This is a genomic window from Mycolicibacterium sp. lyk4-40-TYG-92, assembly GCF_030209435.1.
Lineage (GTDB): Bacteria > Actinomycetota > Actinomycetes > Mycobacteriales > Mycobacteriaceae > Mycobacterium.
Genome location: NZ_JARVRX010000020.1, coordinates 106,399 through 124,779 on the forward strand (window position 1 = coordinate 106,399; position 18,381 = coordinate 124,779).

The window sequence follows — 18,381 nt, forward strand, 5'->3', positions numbered from 1 at the left end:
CTCAGAACAACGCAGGCTGCACCGCCCCGGCGGACACTGCCGCCGGGGCGGTACGCACGGTGTCAAGTCTGTTCGCTCTGCCGCCGAGGCCGTATCGCGCCACCAGCGGCGCCACCCGATTGCGCAGCTTCTCGCGGTATTCCGGGCCGAGATACGCACCGCGGCCATACAACTCGCGATATCTGGGCAGCAGCTCGGGATGCGTCGAGCCCAACCACGCGAGGAACCAGCCACGGGTCGCGCCACGCAGATGCAACCCGAAGACCGTCACCCCAGTGGCACCGGCCGCCGCGATCCGCGACAGCAGCGCCTCCAGATGTGCCTCCGAGTCGGTCAGGTACGGCAACACCGGCGCCACCATCACGTGGCAATCGAGGCCCGCCTGCGTGATCGCCGAGATGAGCTCCAAACGCGCGGCCGGTGTCGGGGTCCCGGGTTCCACCGACCGATGCAGGTCCGGGTCCAGCATCGCCAGCGACACCGCGACGCTGACCCCGACCCGGGTACCCGCGTCGACGATCAGCGGCAGGTCGCGGCGCAGCAGCGTGCCCTTGGTCAGGATCGAGAACGGCGTCCCCGAATCCGTCAGGGCCGCAATGATTCCCGGCATCAGCGCGTATCGGCCCTCGGCTCGCTGGTATGGATCGGTGTTGGTGCCCAGCGCGACCGCGTCGCGCGTCCACGAGCGCCGAAAGAGCTCCCGCCGCAACACTTCCGCGACGTTCGTCTTCACCACGAGTTCACGATCGAAATCGTTTCCGGAGTCGAAGTCCAGATACTCATGTGTCGGCCGGGCAAAGCAGTAACGGCACGCGTGCGAGCATCCGCGATAGGCGTTGACGGTGTACCGGAACGGGAGATTCGACGCTTCCGGCACCTTGTTCAGCGCCGACTTGCAGAGCACCTCGTGGAACGTGATGCCGTCGAACTTGGGGACCCGGACGCTGCGGACCAGCCCGAGCCGTTCAAGACCCGGTAGGGCCCCGTCCGCTTCGGCCCGCGCCACCGCCTGCCCATCCCACCGCACACTTTATTCGAACAATTGTTCGACACTTTGTCAAGCCTTGTCTTCCGTGGGCCCGTCGACGAGCAACAGATGGTCGATCGCGGCGACGGTCTCGGGGGCCAGTCCTTGGCGCATCACGGCGTCCAGCAAGCGGGCCGCGACGGTCCGTAGCTTCATCTGGGTGGCCTGCGAACGCCATTTCAGAATCTCGAACGCACGGTCGGCGTCGATGCCGTAGGCGGCCATCAGGATGCCCTTGGCCTGGTCGATCACGGCGCGCGACTCGACCACCGTGGCCATGGCCACGGTGAGATCGGACTGGATACCGGTGGTGACGTCGATGTAGTAGCCGTGGGTGCCGGTGACCTCGCCGTTGTCGTCGGTCATCCGATCACTGACCACCACGACCCAGTGGACCTTCCCGCCGGAATCGACGATGCGATGCCGACTGCTGAAGAGGCCACCCGTCTGTACCCGGTCAAGTATCTCGGCGACTTTGGCGCGGTCATCCGGGTGCTTGTGGCTGAGCAACAACTCGGTGGTCGGCTCGACCTCCCCCAGCGCGTAGCCGTGCATGCGGGCGACCTCTGCGGACCACACCCACCGCTGTTCGGCGAGGTGGAACTGAAAACTGCCGACATGCTGCGCATCGCCGCCGCTGAACACGGCAGCGACGTCCCAGGCTTCGGAGTCGGCGATCTCGCCGTCGGTTTCACTCATGTCGTTGTGTGATGGCAGGTGGCCGACGTCATCGTAACTCGCTACCGAGATTCTCCGCCCGACTTGCCGGGTACGCGGACCACATGACACATATCGGTTATTTCCTCTGCTGTGAACAGTTCGATCCCCATGACCTGGTCTCTCAGGCCAGACGAGCCGAGGAAGCCGGTTTCCACGCGCTGTGGGTATCTGATCACTTCCACCCCTGGAACGACGACCAGGGCCAAAGTCCGTTCGTCTGGGGCGTTCTGGGCGCGCTGTCCGAGGTGACGGCACTGCCTGTCACCACCGCCGTCACCTGCCCGACGTTCCGGATGCATCCCGCGATCATCGCGCAGGCCGCCGCAACGGCCGCCGTTCAGCTGCGCGGTGGTTTCCGGCTGGGCGTCGGCAGCGGCGAGGCGCTCAACGAGCACATCTTGGGCGACCCGTGGCCCTCGGCCGCAGAACGGCTGGACCGCCTCGCGGAAGCGGTGTCGCTCATCCGGGCCCTGCACCGCGGGGAAGAACTGAACCACGACGGCCGGTACTTCCGGGTCCAGGACGCCCGCATCTACACGCTGCCGGATCACCGCATACCGATCTACGTATCCGGGTTCGGCCCGCAAGCGACCAGGCTGGCCGGGCGGATCGGCGACGGCTATTGCATCACCGCGCCCGACGCCGGCCGGGTGGCGCTCTTCCGGGAGGCCGGCGGCGGCCGCAAGCCCGTGCAGGCCGGGATGAAGGTCTGTTGGGACGTGGACCCGGAATTCGCCGCCGACACGGCGCATCGTCTGTGGGCCACCGAGCAGCTACCCGGGCAACTCAACCAGATTCTGCCCCGGCCAAAGGATTTCGCCGCCGCCGCGAGCCTCGTGGCGCGCGACACCGTGACCGATGCCATCGCGTGCGGACCCGATATCGACGCCCACGTCGAGCAGGTGCGCAAATACGTCGACGCCGGCGTCGATGAGATCTACGTCCAGCAGATCGGCCCGGACATGGACGGCTTCTTCGACGCGTGGGAGCGCGACGTACTGCCGGAATTCCAGGCTTCGGCTTACGCCTGAGCCGCCGCCTGGCGCTCGGTGTGCGCACCGCCGCTGGCCAGCTCGCCACCGGCGGATTCCAGGTGGGCACGGACGAACCACTGGAACTTCTCCAATTCGGCGACCTGACCGATCAGCATGTCCTGGGTGACCAGATCGAGCTCATCGAGTTCTTCGATGGCCTTGCGCGCGTCCTTGATGACGCCGTCGTAGACGAGGTCGAGTGCCGCGAGGTGCGACTGCGCGGTGTCGCGGCCGATCGAGTAGTCGTCCCAGGTGCGATATTTGAGGATCGCCCCCGGCGTACCGTCCGGTGACGCGCCCAGCGCCGCCAGCCGCTCCGCCGTCTGGTCCGCGTAGCCGCGCACCAGCTCGACCTGCGGATCGATCATCTCGTGCACGCCAATGAAATTGGGGCCCACGACATTCCAATGCACGTGCTTCAGCGTGAGGTGCAGGTCGTTGTACGTACTCAGCTGGATTTGCAGCAGCACTCGGATCCGGCTGCTCTGCTCTTCGGAAAGCCCTGGAATGGTGAATTCGCTCATGGCTTGCCTCTACCCCTGGGTCAACCGGGGCAAACACCGTTTAGTCCCGGGTCACCCCGGGTACCGCCCCGGGGTGACCGCTGTCGAAGTGCCGTTGACGCCGGGGCGGCCGTTCCCGACGCGCCGAAAGCCTTTGGGCGCCGTCCTGTACGCGCTCGTCAGCACAACCGACCACAAGTTGATCGGCCAGATGTACCTGGCAGCGTCGTTCGCGTTCTTCTTCAGCGCCGGCATCATGGCACTGCTGATGCGCACCGAGCTCGCCACGCCGGGCCTGCAGTTTCTGTCCAACGAGCAGTACAACCAGCTCTTCACCGTGCACGGCACGTTGATGTTGCTGTTGTATGCCACCCCCGTGGTGTTCGGTTTCGCGAATCTGGTGCTGCCCCTGCAGATTGGCGCACCGGACGTGGCGTTCCCCCGGCTCAACGCGCTGTCGTTCTGGCTGTTCCTGTTCGGCGGACTTGTGGTGCTGGCCGGATTCGTCGTGCCCGGCGGCGCAGCCGATTTCGGGTGGACGGCCTACACCCCGCTGTCCGACGCCGTCCGCTCGCCGGGGTCCGGCGGCGACTTGTGGGCGGTGGGCCTGATCATTTCGGGCCTCGGCACCATCCTCGGTGCGGTCAACATGATCACCACAGTGGTCTGCATGCGCTGCCCCGGGATGACCATGTTCCGCATGCCGATCTTCACCTGGAACATCGTCGCCACCGGCGTGCTGATCCTGCTCGCCTTCCCGATCCTGACCGCGGCTCTGTTCGCTCTGCTGGCGCAGCGTCATCTGGGGGCGCACGTCTACGACGCCGCCAACGGCGGCGCGATCCTGTGGCAACACCTGTTCTGGTTCTTCGGGCACCCCGAGGTGTACATCGTCGCGCTGCCGTTCTTCGGCATCGTCACCGAGATCATCCCGGTGTTCTCCCGCAAGCCGATATTCGGTTACACCACACTGGTTTACGCGACGTGGGCCATCACGGTGCTGTCGGTTGCGGTGTGGGCGCACCACATGTTTGCCACGGGAGCCGTACTGCTGCCGTTCTTCTCGTTCATGACATTCCTCATCGCAGTCCCTACCGGCATCAAATTCTGGAATTGGATCGGCACCATGTGGAAGGGACAGTTGACGTTCGAGACACCAATGCTGTTCTCGGTCGGCTTCCTCGTCACCTTCCTGTTGGGCGGACTTTCGGGTGTACTGCTGGCCAGCCCGCCGCTGGATTTCCACGTCACGGACTCGTATTTCGTTGTGGCGCATTTCCATTACGTGCTGTTCGGCACCATCGTGTTCGCCACCTACGCGGGCATCTACTTCTGGTTCCCGAAGATGTGCGGACGGCTGCTCGACGAGCGTCTGGGCAAGCTGCACTTCTGGCTGACCTTCATCGGCTTCCACACCACGTTCCTCGTGCAGCACTGGCTGGGCGACCAGGGCATGCCCCGCCGCTACGCGGACTACCTGCCCGGCGACGGCTTCGACGCCCTCAATCTGGTCTCCACCATCGGATCGTTCATCCTTGCGCTGTCGGTGCTGCCGTTCGCGTGGAACGTGTTCAAGAGCTGGCGTTACGGCGAGCCCGTCGTAGTCGACGACCCCTGGGGGCACGGCAACTCCCTCGAGTGGGCCACCACCTGCCCGCCGCCCCGGCACAACTTCACCGAGCTCCCCCGAATCCGTTCGGAGCGGCCGGCTTTCGAGCTGCACTACCCGCACATGACCGAACGGATGCACACCGAATCGCATGTGGGGCGTTGACGATCAGTGGTGCAGCCGGTCTCGTTCATCGTCAGCCGGTGCCTTCGCGGTCTTCGAGACCGACGGCCTCCCGCAGTTGTTTCTCGTCTTCGCGGATGCCCTCGTTCTCCCTGCCCTGGTGGTGCATCAAATCCGCCAACGCATCGGCGATGGCGTTGAGTTTGTGCTGAAGCGCTTCATCGGCACGTCTCTGGGTGTTCTGTAGCAGGGCGACCAGCAGGAACGTGATGATCGTCGTGATCGTGTTGATGACCAGTTGCCAGGTGTCGACGGTCATGAGGGCGAATGTCGGCGCCCAGACGATCACCAGCAGTACGCACGCCAGGAAAAACCAGGCCCGCGAAACGATTTCGGCCGTGCTGGTGGCGAATCGGTCGAACGGGGACAGTTTTTCGGAGGCGCCGGACGGCATCACGTCAGGGTCCGGATTGTCGGAGGCGGTCATGACGCGTCCTTTCCTGGTGCAGCGCTGTTTACCCGGGACGGGCCCCCGCCAAACGGCACCGGGCGCGCCAGGAACTCCACCAACACCGCGGACAACGCGGCAATGCCACCGCGCGGCACGACCTCATAGCCGTGCGTGCTCAGTGTCGGCAGGCACAGCAGCCCGGCCGCGGCCGTGTGCCCATTCGACTTTGCATGCGACGCATCGGATTCGAACGCACCCAGGACTGCCGGCTGCGGATCGGCGCCCAGCGCGGTCGCCGCGTCCATCAGCCGGTCCGCGACGCCCTTGTCGTAGACACACTGCGCGTCGCTGTAGCCGATGATCGGTCCACCTGCGACGGTTGTGCCGTACTCGGCTTCGGCCGGGCCGACCTCCAGCGCCAGGGTCAGTTCACCGGGCAGGGCCCGGCTGGCGTACGAGCCGCCGAGTCCGCCGACCTCCTCACTGACCGTGCACACGAAATACACGTCCTGCGGCGGTCGCTGCGGCCGCTGCCGCAACTCGCGAGCCGCCGACAGCAGAACCACCAGCAGCGCCCGGTCATCCATGAAGTACGACCCCAGGAAATCGTCGATCTCGACGAGTTCGCGTTTGCTCCGGTGGACGCACACGCGAGTGCCGGAACGGACGCCGGCCGCGGCCAACTGCTCCGGCGTGCGGCCCGTGAACACATACACGTCCGACCAGTTCAGTGCGCGGTCACCGCCGTCGGGCTTGGTCTGCCAGATGTGCGGACTCTCCTGGGTGGTGTGCTCGGATCCCACTGTGAGAACACCACATACGTGCTCACGATCACCCAGCATCAGCACCGGCCCGAGGCCGAAGTTCGCCGGATACATCGTGCCCAGGGGCGTCAGCCGCACCCTGCCGTCCGGCTGGACCCGCTTCACGAGCATCGACAGTTCGTCCATATGAGCCATCACGCGGACGGGCGAGTGCGCCTCCTCGCGCGGCGAGGAGGACACCCGCCCGACCACGTTGCCCGCCCGGTCGACCCAGGCACTGTCGACCACGGGTGCCAGCTCCCGCAGGCAGATCTCGCGGACCGCATCCTCCTGGCCGCAGGGCCCGTACGCCCACAACAGCTCCTGCAGCAGCTGGATCATCGGACTCAGCGGGCGCTCGAGATCACGTCCCGCACCCGGTCCAGCATGGCGGCGAACGGCCCGACGATCAGATTCGCCACCGGCGATTCCACGCCAGGATGCGGCCGCGTCGGCGCGACCGCCTCCGCGAGTTTGGCGATCTCACCCATACGCTCGAGCTCCTTCTGCGACAGCTCGGCACCGAGCTTGGCGAATTCCTCCGCCTCCTCATGTTCGGCGTGGGCGATCACGGCGTCGCGGAGTTTCGTCAGCTTGGTGGTGAACTCCTCGCTGTCGACGTCGAGCGACTCCAGCTCGACGAGTAGCTTTTTCGCCTCGTGCTCCTCTTGCAGCCGGGCATCGACAACCTTCTCGCCGCCGGGCAGCTTCTGCTTCGCCCGCGGGTGGACGATCTCTTCCTCTGCGGTTTCGTGCACCGCGAGGAGCCTGCGCAGGTCCCGGAACGACCTCGCTCTCTCATCGCCGGTCAGCACCAGGGTTTCGGTGAACAGTGACTTGATCTGCTCGTGCTGATCGGTGAGGAGATCGATCACATCAGACGGGGATTTGAGGGCGTGATCAGCCATATTTCCTCCTGTGAGAACGTCTGACGCGCCCGGGCTGTGGGCGCGTCCCCCATCGATTACCCGGTGCGCCGACGGTCAAACGGGCCAGTGCTGCAGCGACGGGCACCCCGCGGCCCAGCTCGACAGCATGTGATCGGCGAGCCGCCCCTCGATCGCATCGAATGCCCGAATCCCGAACACGACGTCCGCTTCCAGGCCCGGCTCGCGCGACAACAGGTCTGCCACGACGTCCTTGCGAACCACCTGTTCATGAACCGCGTCGGCCTCGACGTGCTCGCGGTAGAACTCGACGCACGGCCGCGGAGCACCAAGTCTCTTGAGGCCCTTGACTATTCGCTGCGAACCCGGCGACGAGGTCAGTTCGGTCGCGGCGAAGTGGCCGACGGCCGCACCGCGCAGATGGCGGTGCAAACCGAACATCGACATGAGGTTCACGGCGGCAAGCGTGCTGCCCGTCGCGTTGCCGAGGTAGTACAGGTAGTCGCTGCGCAGATCCGCGGCGTCGAGCAGATCGGCGAACAGCCGCTGGTGCATGGTCGCGTAACCGCCACGCCCGCCGTATTCGTCGTATTCCACCGCCACGAACGCGGCCTTCGCGCGACCGGTCAACCGCGGAATCACCCACGACTGCGGATCGGCTTCCTTCAGGTGGTACAGCGACCGATGGACGAAGTACTCCTGCATCTGCGGCCACGTAGCCTGGTCCTGTAGATACACCGACAGACTCGACTCATCCACTGGCTCGGTGTCACAGCGATCCAGCTCGGCATGCGCCGAACTGTCAGGGCTGATCTCGCCGACGAGCTCTCGGACTGCGGCCAGGAACCGCTCCTCGAGGCGATGACGAACGTCGAGGAGAGCGGGGTTCCATTCCCACTTCTCGTCGGTGTCGGCGAAACCCCGATAGTGCAGTTCGTAGCAGACATAGAGCGCCAGCTGCAGGTCGAGCCCGAAAGGGTCCGCGTTCGCCAGCGGTAGCTGTATCCGCGCCAGGTATTGCGTGGGCAATCGCTCGCCCAGCAGTCCGAGCACGACATTGGACACGGGACCGCGGGGGTCTGGCAGCAAAGGCTGAACTAGTTCTTCTGTGCACATGAGACCACCCCGATACCCGCAGACGAGGACGGCTAAACCCACGTGTAGACGCCTGCACCGCGGGTGTAGAACCGCCCGGCACCGGGCATTAGAACATCGAGGACTGATCCCCAGGAGGCATCCATGAAAGACCCCGTCGACCATGCTCGCACCACCCGGCCGCATGCCGGCGAATCCTTCAAGGACGGCACGAATGCTCCGGGTCTGGTGGCCGTTGGGTTCGCAGTGGCCACGCTGGTCATCAGCCTGTACTTCTTCGCCAACGGCCAAGCGGACACCGGTGGCGTGGCCCTGGCGCTCGCGGCCGTGCTGGCCGTCGGGGGTGGTGCGTGGCTCTTCGTGCGGCACCGCCGCATCCGGCGCCGCGAGCTCGACTATCTCCAGACGCATCCCGGCGAGCCGCGGACACCACCGACAAGCTGACTCTCCTTGCCCGCTACATAGACGCACGCAGTGTTTTCCGGGCTGCGGGGCGGGTATCCGCTCTGTCATGACACCAGAACAGTTCCCGGACGCGGTCCCGGACGCGGTCCCCGACGCAGACGCCGTCGAGCAGTTACGCGACGTCCACGAACAGGTCCCCGACGACGAGGCCGCAGTCAGCGGCCGCGACAACCCGCCGACCGAGGCCACGCCGCACGATTGGCTGGAGCAGACCGCGGACGTCGAAATAGACGCCGACGAAGACGATTTCGGACGCGATGCGTGAGATGGCCGAACAGCCGCATGGCTCCCCTCGGCGGCGAGACGATGCCGGGGTGATGTTTGGGTCGGCGCCACCGGGGAAATCCCTGCTTCATGATCATTCGTAGGATCGCCCGTCCGCTTCTTGCCACCGCTTTCATCGGACAGGGCGTCGAAACCCTGTTGAACACCGACTCCGGCGCGGAGGCGGTCCGCCCCGCGCTCGACGGTCTGAAAGAAATGCCGGATCCCGTGGCACGCAACGTGCCGTCCAACGCTGTCGCCGTGGCGCAGGCGACCGCGGCCGCCCAGGTCGCCGGTGGGCTGTTACTGGCCACTGGACGCATTCCGCGCGTGGCGTCGGCGGTGCTGGCGGCGACGGTGATTCCCGCAAACCTGGGCAATCACATGTTCTGGGCCGAGAACGATCCGGAGGCCAAAGCCGCCAAACGCCGGGGCTTTCTGGCCGACCTCAGCCTCCTCGGCGGTCTGATCCTCGCTTCGGCGGATACCGCCGGAAAGCCGTCACTGGGCTGGCGAGGACGGCGGGCCGCCAAGCGGGCAGCGGAGGCCCTCTCCTCGACGGTGCCGTCCAGGACAGAAGTCGCGCTTGAGCACGGCCGCGAACTCGCCGGCGTCGCGCGCGAGAAACTGGGAGATGGCTTGGAAAAGGCTGCCCCGTATGCGGAATCCGCGTACCGGAAAGCCAGCGCACGTGCTTCGGAGTTGGCTGACACACTGGAAGACGGCCTCGAAAAAGCTGCGCCCTATGCGGAATCCGCGTACCGGAAAGCCAGCGCACGTGCTTCGGAGTTGGCTGATACCGCAGTCACTACCGCAAAGAAGGCGAAAGCCCGGGCCTGAGGCCCGGGCTTTCGCCCCCTCGTCGCGTCAATACCAGTATCGGCGTCCGGCGACGGCATGGCCGGCCGCCCCGAGGAGCCAGAAGATCGCGCCCACCACGACGAGCACGATGCCCAGGGTCCACAGCAGATACACGTTGAAGACGAAGCCCAGGATGAGCAGGACTACTCCCAAAGCAATCATGATGATCGTTTCCTTATCTCAGACGCGGCTTACCGCATCGCACTTGGTTGAGGCAGTCGGCAATCGACGACCTTCGGATTGACCCCGGCGTAGTTCAACGGCCCAGCTATCACGGTCAGCGCGATACGCCCGGCCGTGCCGCAGCTGGTGTCGCCGCCGCGGAAATAGTCGCGCTGCCAGGCCGCCAGTACGCCGACCAGCAGCCAGACCACCACGATGACGCCCACGCTTCCTCGCAACATGGCTCCTCCTACACAGACCCCTGTGGTCTCATTGGAAGAAGTACCCATGGGCGCGTAATGGCAAACTAACGCGCGAGAAAAAGACCGCTCAGCGGTCCAGCCGAAGGCGTGCCGCCAGCTCGAGAAAGGCCATGGCGAAGTCGTTTCCGGCCACCAGCTCTCGAATTCGTGGCCAGTCGAGCTGCTCACGGACAGCACGCACCGCCGGGAGTAGTGGAGCAAAGTCGCAGTGATGCTCATCGAGGGTCAGCAGCTTCTGGGTGATCACCGCGTTCGGATTCAGGACCGGCATCGAGATCGCCAGCACCTCATGTACCTCGGCCCCGGCGAGCAGAACGGAGTCCACAGGAACACCGTTGAGCCGGTGCAGGACATCGACGAGAACACCGTCGAAGTGCGCCTTGAACAGCCAGTCCTCGGGGGTTCGCTCGATGTCGAATCCGTTCTGTCCCAAGATGTTCACGGCCGACTCGGTGTCCTGCTCGGGAACGGCGAAGTCGACATCGTGCTCAGGTTCCGGTGCGCCGTGGACCCACAGTGCGTAGCTTCCCGCGAGGGCGAAACTCTGCCCGTTCGCCTTGAACGCACTGGCTGCGGCGCGCAGTGCATCTCGCAGTCGAGTGCGCTCAGGGCACATGAGGCACCGAGCAATCAAAGCCGGCGTTCGGGGGTATCGAGTCATCATGACTTCGATGCGCCTCGCGACCTTCAACATCCTGCACGGCCGCACCGTCGGCGACGGCGTCGATCTCGACAGACTTCGCCGTAGCCTCAGCCTGCTCGACCCGGACATCCTGGCGCTGCAGGAAGTGGACTTCGACCAATCGCGTTCCGGCCGAGCGGATCTGACCGCTATCGCGGCTGAGGTGATGAACGCCGTCTCGCACCGGTTCGTCGCGGCCATCACCGGAACGCCCGGTGCCACCTGGATCGCGGCCACCGGCGAGGAACAGCCGGAATCGGCGGCGTACGGCATCTCGCTGCTGTCGCGTTACCCGGCGACCAGCTGGCAGGTGCTGCGGCTGCCCCGGATACCGACACGCTTTCCGATGTATCTGCCGGTCCCCGGAAGAGTGATGATCGTGCACGAGGAGCCCCGCGCCGCTGTGATCGCGCGCCTCGATACGCCGTTGGGTGCCATGACGATCGCCGGCACGCACTTGTCGTTCGTGCCCGGCTGGAATCGGCATCAATTGTGGCAGCTGGCCCGTACGGTCCGCGCCCTGCCTGGGCCACACATCATCGCCGGCGACTTGAACATGGCGACGGGTCCCGCGGTGCGCTGGTCGGGCATGCGTTCGCTGGTTTGTGCCGACACGTTCCCGGCGGACGCCCCGACTCAGCAGCTCGACCACCTGCTCACCGACGACCGGCAGCTGGCGGTGCTCCGACACACCACCCCGGAGGTGGAACTCTCGGATCACCGCCCGTTGGCTGTCACCGTGACCCGGCATTGATGCTTGTTACCCGTTCCCGCCGGCAGCAAAACCGTCCACCTGGTGCGCGGTTACCGATTCGACGCGTTTGCCGACGCTGATTCGCGGTTATATCGGAGAGGTTGGATCCAGAGAGGAAGCCCGATGCTGAGCTCCGAAATCTTGCCCGAGTACGCAAACGTCTATCTGCCGCAACACGATTCGCGATTACTGATCGAAACCATGCACCGCTGCTGCCACCCGGCGGGCATGCGCGTCGCGGACCTGTGTACCGGCAGCGGGGTGGCGGCGATTGCCGCATCCGGTGCCGGAGCGGACACCGTGGTTGCCTTCGATACGTCGCGCGCCGCCGTCGCGGCAGCCCGTGCCAACGCCCGACTCGCCGGTTGCCTGATCGATGCGCGGCTCGGCTCCTGGTCTGCGGCACTCGAACTCGAGCCGTTCGATCTGGTGCTGTGCAACCCGCCGTACGTGCCGGAGCCCGCTAACCGTGAACCGGTGATCGTCGGCGCCGGCGGTCCGCCCACCTCCTTCAACGCCGGTCCCGATGGCCGCCTCATCCTCAATCCGCTGTGCGCCGCGGCGCCCGCGCTGCTCAAGTGCGGCGGCACGGTTCTCATCGTCCAGTCCGAATTCGCCGATGTCGCGACCAGCGTCATCGCCTTGCGGGACGGCGGGCTACAGGTCGATGAGGTGGCGCGCCGGACCATCGCATTCGGGCCCGTGATGACCGCGCGCGCACGCTGGTTGGAGGACACCGGCCGTTTGACGCCGGGCCGCCGCACCGAGGAACTGGTCGTCATCAAGGCGGTGAAGCTGTGAGTCCCAGCCGCAGAAGAGTACGCATCGTGCCCCGCGGCCCGATGTTGATCCAAGGGCCGGTCGAGGTCGAACTCGATGACGGCACCCGGATCTGCTCAGACAGATTCATGGTCGCCATCTGCTGCTGCCAGCGGAGCAAGACCTATCCGTGGTGCGACACCAGCCATCGGCGGCAGACCCGGTCCGCCGCCGATGGCCGAAAGGCCGGCGCCGATCAGGCGCAGCCCACCTGAGTTCGCAAGTCGCGCAAGGTGCGGTCCAGTATCCGTGACACGTGCATCTGGGAAACACCGATCGAGTCGGCGATCTGCCGCTGCGTCAGGGCGCCGAAATACCGGAGATAGAGCACCTTCTGCTCACGTTGAGGCAAAGCCGCCAGCAGGGACCGTACCGATTCGCGGTCTGTCACGCGGTCGAAACCGGCATCCACTTCACCAAGCGAGTCACCGAGCGCCTGCGCTCGCGAATCGTCGTCGCTGACGGTCACATCCAGCGACTGGGGTTGATACGCCTTGGCTGCCACGATGCTCTCGACGACCTGGTCGCGGTCGATCTCCAGCTCCGCGGCGAGCTCCTCGATGCTCGGCGCCCTTCGCAGATCGGTCGTCAAATACGCCGTAGCACAGGCGATATCGTGCTGTCGATCGCGGATTCGCCTGGGTACGTGGACTTTCCAGCCATAGTCTCGAAAGTACCGGCGCAACTCACCCATCATCGTGGGCAGGGCGAACGCCACGAATCGCGAGCCCCGCGCGGGATCGAATCGATTGATCGCCTGCAGCAGGCCCACGCGGGCGACCTGGATCAGGTCTTCGAGATTCTCACCGCGGCGGTCGAAGTGGCGTGCCACGCGGTCGGCCAGCGGGCAGCACCGCAGCACGATGCGTTCGAGCTGACGGGCATATTCGTCCGAATCGGGCGGTAATTGACGAAGCATCGTGACCATCGTGACCACATCCGCGTACTCGTCCGGACTTGCGTCTACCGACTCGCTCACTTCACGAGAGTCGTTTTCCAACAGAGAAACTGACATGCAGCACCCCTTCCAGGGTGTTACAGCACGCACGCGACTACCGATTGACGGGACAGAAATTTACGAGAATGCGGTGGGTCAGCGACGTACTGGCTCCGCCTTACCGGCGGAACGGCAATCTGCCGTAGTCAAGCCCGACCGCAATCGGCGAATCCTGAGAATGGAGGCCCCGCTCTGGACCGAATTCGCGCGCCGAGTTGCAGTCCCCTCGACCGACGCCGCTTTTGGCTAAGCGGCCGCGCTGTACAACAGCGCTCTGTTCCTCACATTACACGGCGCTACCGGGCGCCACCACCAGAACGAGCGATGTACTCCTGGGCCTTGGTCTTGATGCCCTGGTACACCAGATGCCAGCCGTTGGGGTCACCTTTGAGGACTGCGGCGGTCAGGTCTTTGATCTGTTCGTAGGTGGCATGCGGAGGGATCGGCGGCACTTCGGGGTCGCACCGGACGTCCAGCACGACGGGATGGTCGGCAGCCAGCGCACGATCCCAAGCCTCGCCCACCCGATCGGGGTCGTCGACGGCGATACCCTCCAGCCCCATGGCACAGGCGATCTCGGCATACGAGACGTCGGGTAGCGTTTGTGACGGCATGAACTTGGGAGCTCCCCCCATTGCGCGCAATTCCCAGGTGACCTGATTGAGGTCGCCATTGTGGAAGACACACACCACCAGGCGCGGGTCGGGCCATTGCGCCGTGTAGCGCTTGATGGTCAGCAGCTCGGCCATCCCGTTCATCTGCATCGCACCGTCTCCGACCAGCGCCACGACGGGGCGGTCCGGATGCACGAACTTCGCGCCGATCGCGTACGGCACACCGCACCCCATGGTGGCCAGCGTGCCCGACAGCGAACCGCGCATCTCACCGCGGAACTTGAGGCAGCGCGCATACCAATTGGTGGACGAACCGGAATCGGCTGTCACGATGGCGTTCGACGGTAACCGCTGCGAGAGCTCCCACGCGATCCGCATCGGGTTCACCGGCCGGGCCGACAACATGCACTGGCGCTCGACGGTGTCCCACCAGCGAGAGACGTTGTGCTCGACGGTATCTCGCCATGTCCGCTCCGCTTTCGGCTCCACCAGCGGCAGTAGCGCATCGAGCGCGGCACTCGCGTCGGCGACGATATTCACCTCCGTCGGGTACCGCATACCGATCGCGGTTCCGTCGATGTCGATCTGTATCGCCCGGGCCTGGCCGAATTTCGGCAGGAACTGGCTGTACGGAAAATTCGATCCGACGATCAGCAAGGTGTCGCAGTCGCGCATCATCTCGTAGCTGGGCCGGGACCCGAGGAGTCCGATGGAACCGGTGACGAAGGGCAACTCGTCGGACAGCACGTCCTTGCCCAACAGGGCCTTGGCGACGCCGGCTCCCGTCTTGTCGGCGAGTTCGCGCACCTGATCGGCGGCACCGCGAGCACCCTGGCCAACCAGGATCGCCACGCGCGCACCGGCATTGAGGACATCGGCGGCCTTGCGGACCTGTTCGTCCCGCGGATGCACCGAGGGCGGCACATACTGCGGATCACTCGACGGCACCTGCTTGAACTCGTGTTGCGGAGGTTCGTACGGCTGCTCCTGCAGATCAGACGGGATCACCAGGGCCGTCGGCGCGCGCCGGGCCAGCGCGATGCGAATCGCCCGGTCGAGCGCGTTGGGCAGTTGGTTGGCGACATTGACCTCGACCAGGTACTCGCTCGCGACATCCTTGAAGAGACTGTGGAGATCGACCTCCTGTTGGTAACTACCGCCCATTGCGCTGCGCGCCGTCTGACCCATGATCGCCACCACTGGGATGCGATCGAGTTTCGCGTCGTACAACCCGTTCAGCAGGTGGATGGCCCCGGGACCCGACGTCGCCATACAGACACCGACGCCACCGCTGAACTTGGCGTATCCGGTCGCTGCGAACGCAGCCATCTCTTCGTGGCGGGTCTGAATGAATTGTGGCTCATCATCACTGCGACCGAATGCGGCAACGATCCCGTTGATCCCGTCGCCGGGATAAGCGAACACGTGACGGACATGCCATTGCCTCAGCCGCTCGAGCAGGTAATCCCCAACAGTCGTCGTCATGCGGGCGAGGTACCCCCGCGATACCGGACGAAACAGGCGTTTCGCGGTTCGACCGCCCGGGTACGTCCAGCACAGGAAAGTACGAATAAAACCCGCAAACACCCGGGAGGCGTCGATGGCTGAGGTTCAGACCGGTGCGATCATGCAAGACGATACAGACGCACAGGGAGCCGGGCACCGGCGACGCACCGTCATCAACTGGGTGCTGGCAGGTCTCACCGTGCCGGCCGCCTTGGCCATCATCCTGTATCAGTACGCCCAGGTCCTGGCGACCGCGGGCTGCTCCGAAGGCACCTGCTCCAAGTTAGGTCCGAACCCGTTCGTATTCGGGCTGATCGAGTACGGCGCGCCGGTGGTCGCGGTTCTGGCCGTGGCGCTGTCGTTCGTGACCGCACGCACCCGCCGCGGCATCGTGGTGCCGCTGATCGCCTGGGCATTGTTGATCGCCGGGTTCGTCGTCCTCACATTCACCTTCGAAACACCGTGAGAGGCAACGGGTTCCGATGACCACAGACACGAAAGCCGAAGCAGTCCGCCCCGCGGACGTGACGAAGGGTGATGTCATCGAGGATCCGGCCGGAGGGCGCTGGCTCACCGTCCGCCAGATCCAGGTGGAGTCCCTGTCGCACAAAGACATCTTCAGTTTCTACGGTTCGGGACCCGACGATCGCATCACCGTCGTCGACACCGAACACGTTCGACGCAGGAGCGATGTGCCTGATGACGGGCGATCACGGTGACGAGGGACCATCCGACCAGAGATGGGACCGGATGGCCCGTCATGAGACCGAAATCGAACGGCTGGACCGTAATTGGTCGAGTCTGTTGCAGGAACTGCGTGTCGCCCAGACCGGAGTACAACTGCTCACCGGCTTCCTGATGACCTTGCCGTTCCAACAACGATTCACCACGCTCGATGCCCAGAGCCGCGCCGTCTACCTGGCAACCGTGGCGTTCTCGGTCGCGTCGGCGATTCTGCTGATAGCACCAGTTGGCATGCACCGCATCATGTTTCGGCAGCACCGCATGTCGATGATCGTCGCCGCGGCGCACCGCTGCGCGTTCTACGGCCTGATCCTGCTCGGCATGGCACTGACCGGAGTGACCGAGCTGATCTTCGGTACAGTCGCGGGCCGGATGGCGGGCTGGATCGCCGGCGGCATCGGACTGGCCGGGTTCTGCACATTCTGGGTGCTGGTGCCCCTGGCAATGCAGAACACCGGGCACAACGATACCGCTCGCGCACAATAGTTTTCGCGCAAGGAACGGCCCGGCCTCCCCACGGTGTAAGAAGGCCGGGCCGTGCTGTCTCACTGGTTCTGCTGCTGCCGCTTCTCCGCGGCCTTCGCACCGGAGCGGGCCGACTCGGCCTCCGCCTCCTTCTTGGCCGCATCGCGCTCGGCGTCGGCCTTGTCCTGCTGGGCCTGACCCTCACGGACCATGTCATCCCGGCCGACGACGCTGCCGGCGGCTTCCTTCAGCTTGCCCTTGACACCCTCGACGGTGCCCTTGATGCCCTCTTCAGGACCACTGTTGTGCTCTCCCACGGCATTTCCTCCTTGTGTTGCGGTGTTGGTGTTGTTCGGGTGCGATCGAAGCGCTTCGCCATTACCGACATACCTGCTCCGCACCGATCGGAAACCTGCTCTGGCGCAACGTTTGACCAAAATCCGGCGTGGGTATTCGAGTGCGCACAGTACGCAGGAGTTGATCACAATGCGAAATACCCGGCATGGCCAGGGAGTACGGCACCATCACCGCCGGCGCAGCCCGCAATCTCAGGCAATTGGCGCTTTCTGCCGGGTGTTCGTCAAGAACATGGTGCGGATGTGGGCCCTGCAACCGGATCTGCGTTGGCCCTTCAGTGCCATCGATCAGGTCGCCGCGCTGGCCCCGATGCCGAGTTCGGCGACTGTCGAGCGTGTCCGCCTGCCGTCCTGTCGGGCCGAATTGATCGGCACCGCAGGCTCGTCCGCGCGTCGCGCGATCCTCTACCTGCATGGCGGCGCATTTCTCACCTGTGGTCTCAACACGCACCGGTCCTTTGCCGCCCAGCTGTCCCGCACCGCTGACGCCGAGGTACTCAACGTCGGATACCGCATGTTGCCCGACCACGGGCTGTCTGCAGCGCTGGCCGACGCGGCCGATGGACTCCGCTGGCTGCTGGACCGCGGCTACCGCTGGTCCGACATCGTCGTCGCCGGAGATTCCGCGGGCGGGTATCTGGCCCTACAGACCGCCGCCGAACTGCTGCGGCAAGGTCACCCGCCCACCGCCGGTGTGGCGGCCATCTCTCCCCTGACGACGCTGAACCCACACGACAAAACTCCCAGCGGCAAGGACCGGTGCGCCATGTTCACGGCTCGCGCGATGACATCGTTCATGCGCTACGTCGCCGTGCACGGTGAGAAGAACCCGTCCGGTCAGCCCATCGCCTCGCCCGTGGACGCAGACCTGCGCCGGATGCCGCCGGTGTCGATCCACGTCAGCAGCGACGAGTTCCTCCGGCCCGACGCGGAACTGATGTACGAGCGGCTGACCGAGGCCGGCGCGCAATGTGAACTTCATATGTGGGACGGGCAGATTCACGACTTCCCGCTCGCTGCTGCCGTCCTGCCCGAAGGGCGCCGGGCGATCCGCTACATCGGCGACTTCATCAAGCAGGTCGCCCCGGCGACGAATGCCGACCAGGAATATCCGTCGGCCGCGTCGCTGTGAATCACGGGTGCCGGCCGCCGCGTTTGTTGCCGATCGCGGTGGGTA

25 protein-coding genes are annotated in these 18,381 nt (G+C 65.2%); 12 read left to right on the forward strand and 13 right to left on the reverse strand.

The window, feature by feature from the left end; translation table 11 throughout:
* Position 1: 1 nt before the first annotated feature.
* Both QRN63_RS25020 and QRN63_RS25025 read right to left on the reverse strand, forming a co-directional pair.
* Positions 2-1,027: an Rv2578c family radical SAM protein gene (locus QRN63_RS25020; protein ID WP_267317235.1), complete on the reverse strand. Its 1,026-nt coding sequence runs from the start codon at positions 1,025-1,027 to the stop codon at positions 2-4.
* Between the two features lie 30 nt (positions 1,028-1,057).
* Positions 1,058-1,726: a PAS and ANTAR domain-containing protein gene (locus QRN63_RS25025; protein WP_285033645.1), complete on the reverse strand. Its 669-nt coding sequence runs from the start codon at positions 1,724-1,726 to the stop codon at positions 1,058-1,060.
* 83 nt (positions 1,727-1,809) lie between these two features.
* On the opposite strand from QRN63_RS25025, the gene QRN63_RS25030 reads away from it, so the two are divergent.
* Positions 1,810-2,778, forward strand: a complete 969-nt coding sequence (locus tag QRN63_RS25030; protein ID WP_285033646.1) for a TIGR03557 family F420-dependent LLM class oxidoreductase — start codon at positions 1,810-1,812, stop codon at positions 2,776-2,778.
* On the opposite strand, the gene QRN63_RS25035 is transcribed toward QRN63_RS25030, so the two are convergent.
* Positions 2,769-3,305: a Dps family protein gene (locus QRN63_RS25035; protein ID WP_267317232.1), complete on the reverse strand. Its 537-nt coding sequence runs from the start codon at positions 3,303-3,305 to the stop codon at positions 2,769-2,771. The two genes, QRN63_RS25030 and QRN63_RS25035, sit on opposite strands and share 10 nt — an antisense overlap.
* 73 nt (positions 3,306-3,378) lie before the next feature.
* Between QRN63_RS25035 and ctaD the strand changes: the two genes are divergently transcribed.
* A complete protein-coding gene (gene ctaD / locus QRN63_RS25040; protein WP_285033647.1) occupies positions 3,379-5,058 on the forward strand; it encodes an aa3-type cytochrome oxidase subunit I in 1,680 nt (559 codons plus the stop codon).
* Positions 5,059-5,089: 31 nt separating this feature from the next.
* Here the strand turns inward: ctaD and QRN63_RS25045 are convergent, their stop codons facing one another.
* The 4 genes from QRN63_RS25045 to QRN63_RS25060 all read right to left on the reverse strand — a co-directional run bounded on the left by QRN63_RS25045 (position 5,090) and on the right by QRN63_RS25060 (position 8,273).
* The gene (locus QRN63_RS25045; RefSeq protein ID WP_267317230.1) at positions 5,090-5,503 is read right to left on the reverse strand and encodes a low affinity iron permease family protein; all 414 of its coding nucleotides are present in this window, start codon (positions 5,501-5,503) and stop codon (positions 5,090-5,092) included.
* On the reverse strand, positions 5,500-6,612 hold the full coding sequence (locus QRN63_RS25050; protein WP_285033648.1) for a M42 family metallopeptidase: 1,113 nt from the start codon (positions 6,610-6,612) through the stop codon (positions 5,500-5,502). The genes QRN63_RS25045 and QRN63_RS25050 overlap by 4 nt, the downstream gene beginning before the upstream one ends.
* 5 nt (positions 6,613-6,617) lie before the next feature.
* Entirely contained in the window at positions 6,618-7,178 is a 561-nt protein-coding gene (locus tag QRN63_RS25055; RefSeq protein ID WP_285033649.1) for a hemerythrin domain-containing protein, read from the reverse strand.
* Positions 7,179-7,253: 75 nt separating this feature from the next.
* Positions 7,254-8,273, reverse strand: a complete 1,020-nt coding sequence (locus QRN63_RS25060; protein ID WP_267317227.1) for an iron-containing redox enzyme family protein — start codon at positions 8,271-8,273, stop codon at positions 7,254-7,256.
* Between the two features lie 123 nt (positions 8,274-8,396).
* Between QRN63_RS25060 and QRN63_RS25065 the strand changes: the two genes are divergently transcribed.
* From QRN63_RS25065 to QRN63_RS25075, 3 genes are all read left to right on the forward strand, one after another.
* Positions 8,397-8,696 carry a hypothetical protein gene (locus tag QRN63_RS25065; RefSeq protein WP_285033650.1) on the forward strand — a complete coding sequence of 100 codons (300 nt, stop codon included), beginning with the start codon at positions 8,397-8,399 and terminating at the stop codon, positions 8,694-8,696.
* 67 nt (positions 8,697-8,763) lie between these two features.
* Positions 8,764-8,982, forward strand: coding sequence for an Rv3202a family protein (locus tag QRN63_RS25070; protein ID WP_285033651.1), 219 nt, complete (start codon positions 8,764-8,766; stop codon positions 8,980-8,982).
* A gap of 89 nt (positions 8,983-9,071) precedes the next feature.
* Positions 9,072-9,821 carry a DoxX family protein gene (locus tag QRN63_RS25075; protein ID WP_267317224.1) on the forward strand — a complete coding sequence of 250 codons (750 nt, stop codon included), beginning with the start codon at positions 9,072-9,074 and terminating at the stop codon, positions 9,819-9,821.
* 27 nt (positions 9,822-9,848) lie between these two features.
* Here QRN63_RS25075 and QRN63_RS25080 read toward each other — a convergent pair whose 3' ends face one another.
* From QRN63_RS25080 to QRN63_RS25090, 3 genes are all read right to left on the reverse strand, one after another.
* Positions 9,849-10,004, reverse strand: a complete 156-nt coding sequence (locus QRN63_RS25080) for a DUF6131 family protein (protein WP_167526394.1) — start codon at positions 10,002-10,004, stop codon at positions 9,849-9,851.
* 29 nt (positions 10,005-10,033) lie between these two features.
* Complete coding sequence (locus tag QRN63_RS25085) at positions 10,034-10,246, reverse strand: hypothetical protein (RefSeq protein WP_267317223.1); 213 nt, start codon at positions 10,244-10,246, stop codon at positions 10,034-10,036.
* A gap of 88 nt (positions 10,247-10,334) precedes the next feature.
* The gene (locus QRN63_RS25090) at positions 10,335-10,883 is read right to left on the reverse strand and encodes a hypothetical protein (protein WP_285033652.1); all 549 of its coding nucleotides are present in this window, start codon (positions 10,881-10,883) and stop codon (positions 10,335-10,337) included.
* 55 nt (positions 10,884-10,938) lie between these two features.
* On the opposite strand from QRN63_RS25090, the gene QRN63_RS25095 reads away from it, so the two are divergent.
* The 3 genes from QRN63_RS25095 (at position 10,939) to QRN63_RS25105 (ending at position 12,737) form a co-directional block, all read left to right on the forward strand.
* The gene (locus QRN63_RS25095; protein WP_285033747.1) at positions 10,939-11,703 is read left to right on the forward strand and encodes an endonuclease/exonuclease/phosphatase family protein; all 765 of its coding nucleotides are present in this window, start codon (positions 10,939-10,941) and stop codon (positions 11,701-11,703) included.
* Between the two features lie 123 nt (positions 11,704-11,826).
* Complete coding sequence (locus tag QRN63_RS25100) at positions 11,827-12,504, forward strand: methyltransferase (RefSeq protein ID WP_285033653.1); 678 nt, start codon at positions 11,827-11,829, stop codon at positions 12,502-12,504.
* Positions 12,505-12,530: 26 nt separating this feature from the next.
* Positions 12,531-12,737 (forward strand): CDGSH iron-sulfur domain-containing protein, encoded by a 207-nt coding sequence (locus QRN63_RS25105; RefSeq protein WP_350224475.1) that lies wholly within the window; start codon positions 12,531-12,533, stop codon positions 12,735-12,737.
* Here QRN63_RS25105 and QRN63_RS25110 read toward each other — a convergent pair.
* A complete protein-coding gene (locus QRN63_RS25110; protein ID WP_502888195.1) occupies positions 12,719-13,537 on the reverse strand; it encodes a SigB/SigF/SigG family RNA polymerase sigma factor in 819 nt (272 codons plus the stop codon). The genes QRN63_RS25105 and QRN63_RS25110 overlap by 19 nt on opposite strands.
* 278 nt (positions 13,538-13,815) lie before the next feature.
* Positions 13,816-15,618, reverse strand: a complete 1,803-nt coding sequence (locus tag QRN63_RS25115; RefSeq protein ID WP_285033654.1) for a thiamine pyrophosphate-requiring protein — start codon at positions 15,616-15,618, stop codon at positions 13,816-13,818.
* Between the two features lie 142 nt (positions 15,619-15,760).
* Here QRN63_RS25115 and QRN63_RS25120 point away from each other — a divergent pair, with 142 nt between their 5' ends.
* The 3 genes from QRN63_RS25120 to QRN63_RS25130 are packed head-to-tail and all read left to right on the forward strand — an operon-like array spanning position 15,761 to position 16,869.
* Positions 15,761-16,105, forward strand: coding sequence for a hypothetical protein (locus QRN63_RS25120; RefSeq protein WP_267317218.1), 345 nt, complete (start codon positions 15,761-15,763; stop codon positions 16,103-16,105).
* Between the two features lie 16 nt (positions 16,106-16,121).
* Positions 16,122-16,358 carry a hypothetical protein gene (locus QRN63_RS25125; RefSeq protein WP_267317217.1) on the forward strand — a complete coding sequence of 79 codons (237 nt, stop codon included), beginning with the start codon at positions 16,122-16,124 and terminating at the stop codon, positions 16,356-16,358.
* Positions 16,339-16,869, forward strand: a complete 531-nt coding sequence (locus tag QRN63_RS25130) for a DUF6328 family protein (RefSeq protein WP_285033655.1) — start codon at positions 16,339-16,341, stop codon at positions 16,867-16,869. The genes QRN63_RS25125 and QRN63_RS25130 overlap by 20 nt, the downstream gene beginning before the upstream one ends.
* Positions 16,870-16,928: 59 nt before the next feature.
* On the opposite strand, the gene mbp1 is transcribed toward QRN63_RS25130, so the two are convergent.
* Complete coding sequence (gene mbp1 / locus QRN63_RS25135; protein ID WP_267317215.1) at positions 16,929-17,165, reverse strand: microaggregate-binding protein 1; 237 nt, start codon at positions 17,163-17,165, stop codon at positions 16,929-16,931.
* 256 nt (positions 17,166-17,421) lie between these two features.
* Between mbp1 and QRN63_RS25140 the strand changes: the two genes are divergently transcribed.
* Entirely contained in the window at positions 17,422-18,336 is a 915-nt protein-coding gene (locus QRN63_RS25140) for an alpha/beta hydrolase (protein ID WP_285033656.1), read from the forward strand.
* Positions 18,337-18,381: the final 45 nt, after the last annotated feature.

Coding starts and splice junctions, on each gene's coding strand:
- QRN63_RS25075 (WP_267317224.1), top strand. CDS start 9,072: ATGATCATTCGTAGGATCGCCCGTCCGCTTCTTGCCACCGCTTTCATC.
- QRN63_RS25060 (WP_267317227.1), bottom strand. CDS start 8,273: ATGTGCACAGAAGAACTAGTTCAGCCTTTGCTGCCAGACCCCCGCGGT.
- QRN63_RS25115 (WP_285033654.1), bottom strand. CDS start 15,618: ATGACGACGACTGTTGGGGATTACCTGCTCGAGCGGCTGAGGCAATGG.
- QRN63_RS25120 (WP_267317218.1), top strand. CDS start 15,761: ATGCAAGACGATACAGACGCACAGGGAGCCGGGCACCGGCGACGCACC.
- QRN63_RS25065 (WP_285033650.1), top strand. CDS start 8,397: ATGAAAGACCCCGTCGACCATGCTCGCACCACCCGGCCGCATGCCGGC.
- QRN63_RS25110 (WP_502888195.1), bottom strand. CDS start 13,537: ATGTCAGTTTCTCTGTTGGAAAACGACTCTCGTGAAGTGAGCGAGTCG.
- QRN63_RS25055 (WP_285033649.1), bottom strand. CDS start 7,178: ATGGCTGATCACGCCCTCAAATCCCCGTCTGATGTGATCGATCTCCTC.
- QRN63_RS25125 (WP_267317217.1), top strand. CDS start 16,122: ATGACCACAGACACGAAAGCCGAAGCAGTCCGCCCCGCGGACGTGACG.
- QRN63_RS25045 (WP_267317230.1), bottom strand. CDS start 5,503: ATGACCGCCTCCGACAATCCGGACCCTGACGTGATGCCGTCCGGCGCC.
- QRN63_RS25100 (WP_285033653.1), top strand. CDS start 11,827: ATGCTGAGCTCCGAAATCTTGCCCGAGTACGCAAACGTCTATCTGCCG.
- QRN63_RS25050 (WP_285033648.1), bottom strand. CDS start 6,612: ATGATCCAGCTGCTGCAGGAGCTGTTGTGGGCGTACGGGCCCTGCGGC.
- QRN63_RS25130 (WP_285033655.1), top strand. CDS start 16,339: ATGACGGGCGATCACGGTGACGAGGGACCATCCGACCAGAGATGGGAC.
- QRN63_RS25070 (WP_285033651.1), top strand. CDS start 8,764: ATGACACCAGAACAGTTCCCGGACGCGGTCCCGGACGCGGTCCCCGAC.
- QRN63_RS25090 (WP_285033652.1), bottom strand. CDS start 10,883: ATGTGCCCTGAGCGCACTCGACTGCGAGATGCACTGCGCGCCGCAGCC.
- QRN63_RS25025 (WP_285033645.1), bottom strand. CDS start 1,726: ATGAGTGAAACCGACGGCGAGATCGCCGACTCCGAAGCCTGGGACGTC.
- QRN63_RS25035 (WP_267317232.1), bottom strand. CDS start 3,305: ATGAGCGAATTCACCATTCCAGGGCTTTCCGAAGAGCAGAGCAGCCGG.
- QRN63_RS25095 (WP_285033747.1), top strand. CDS start 10,939: ATGCGCCTCGCGACCTTCAACATCCTGCACGGCCGCACCGTCGGCGAC.
- QRN63_RS25080 (WP_167526394.1), bottom strand. CDS start 10,004: ATGATTGCTTTGGGAGTAGTCCTGCTCATCCTGGGCTTCGTCTTCAAC.
- QRN63_RS25030 (WP_285033646.1), top strand. CDS start 1,810: ATGACACATATCGGTTATTTCCTCTGCTGTGAACAGTTCGATCCCCAT.
- QRN63_RS25085 (WP_267317223.1), bottom strand. CDS start 10,246: ATGTTGCGAGGAAGCGTGGGCGTCATCGTGGTGGTCTGGCTGCTGGTC.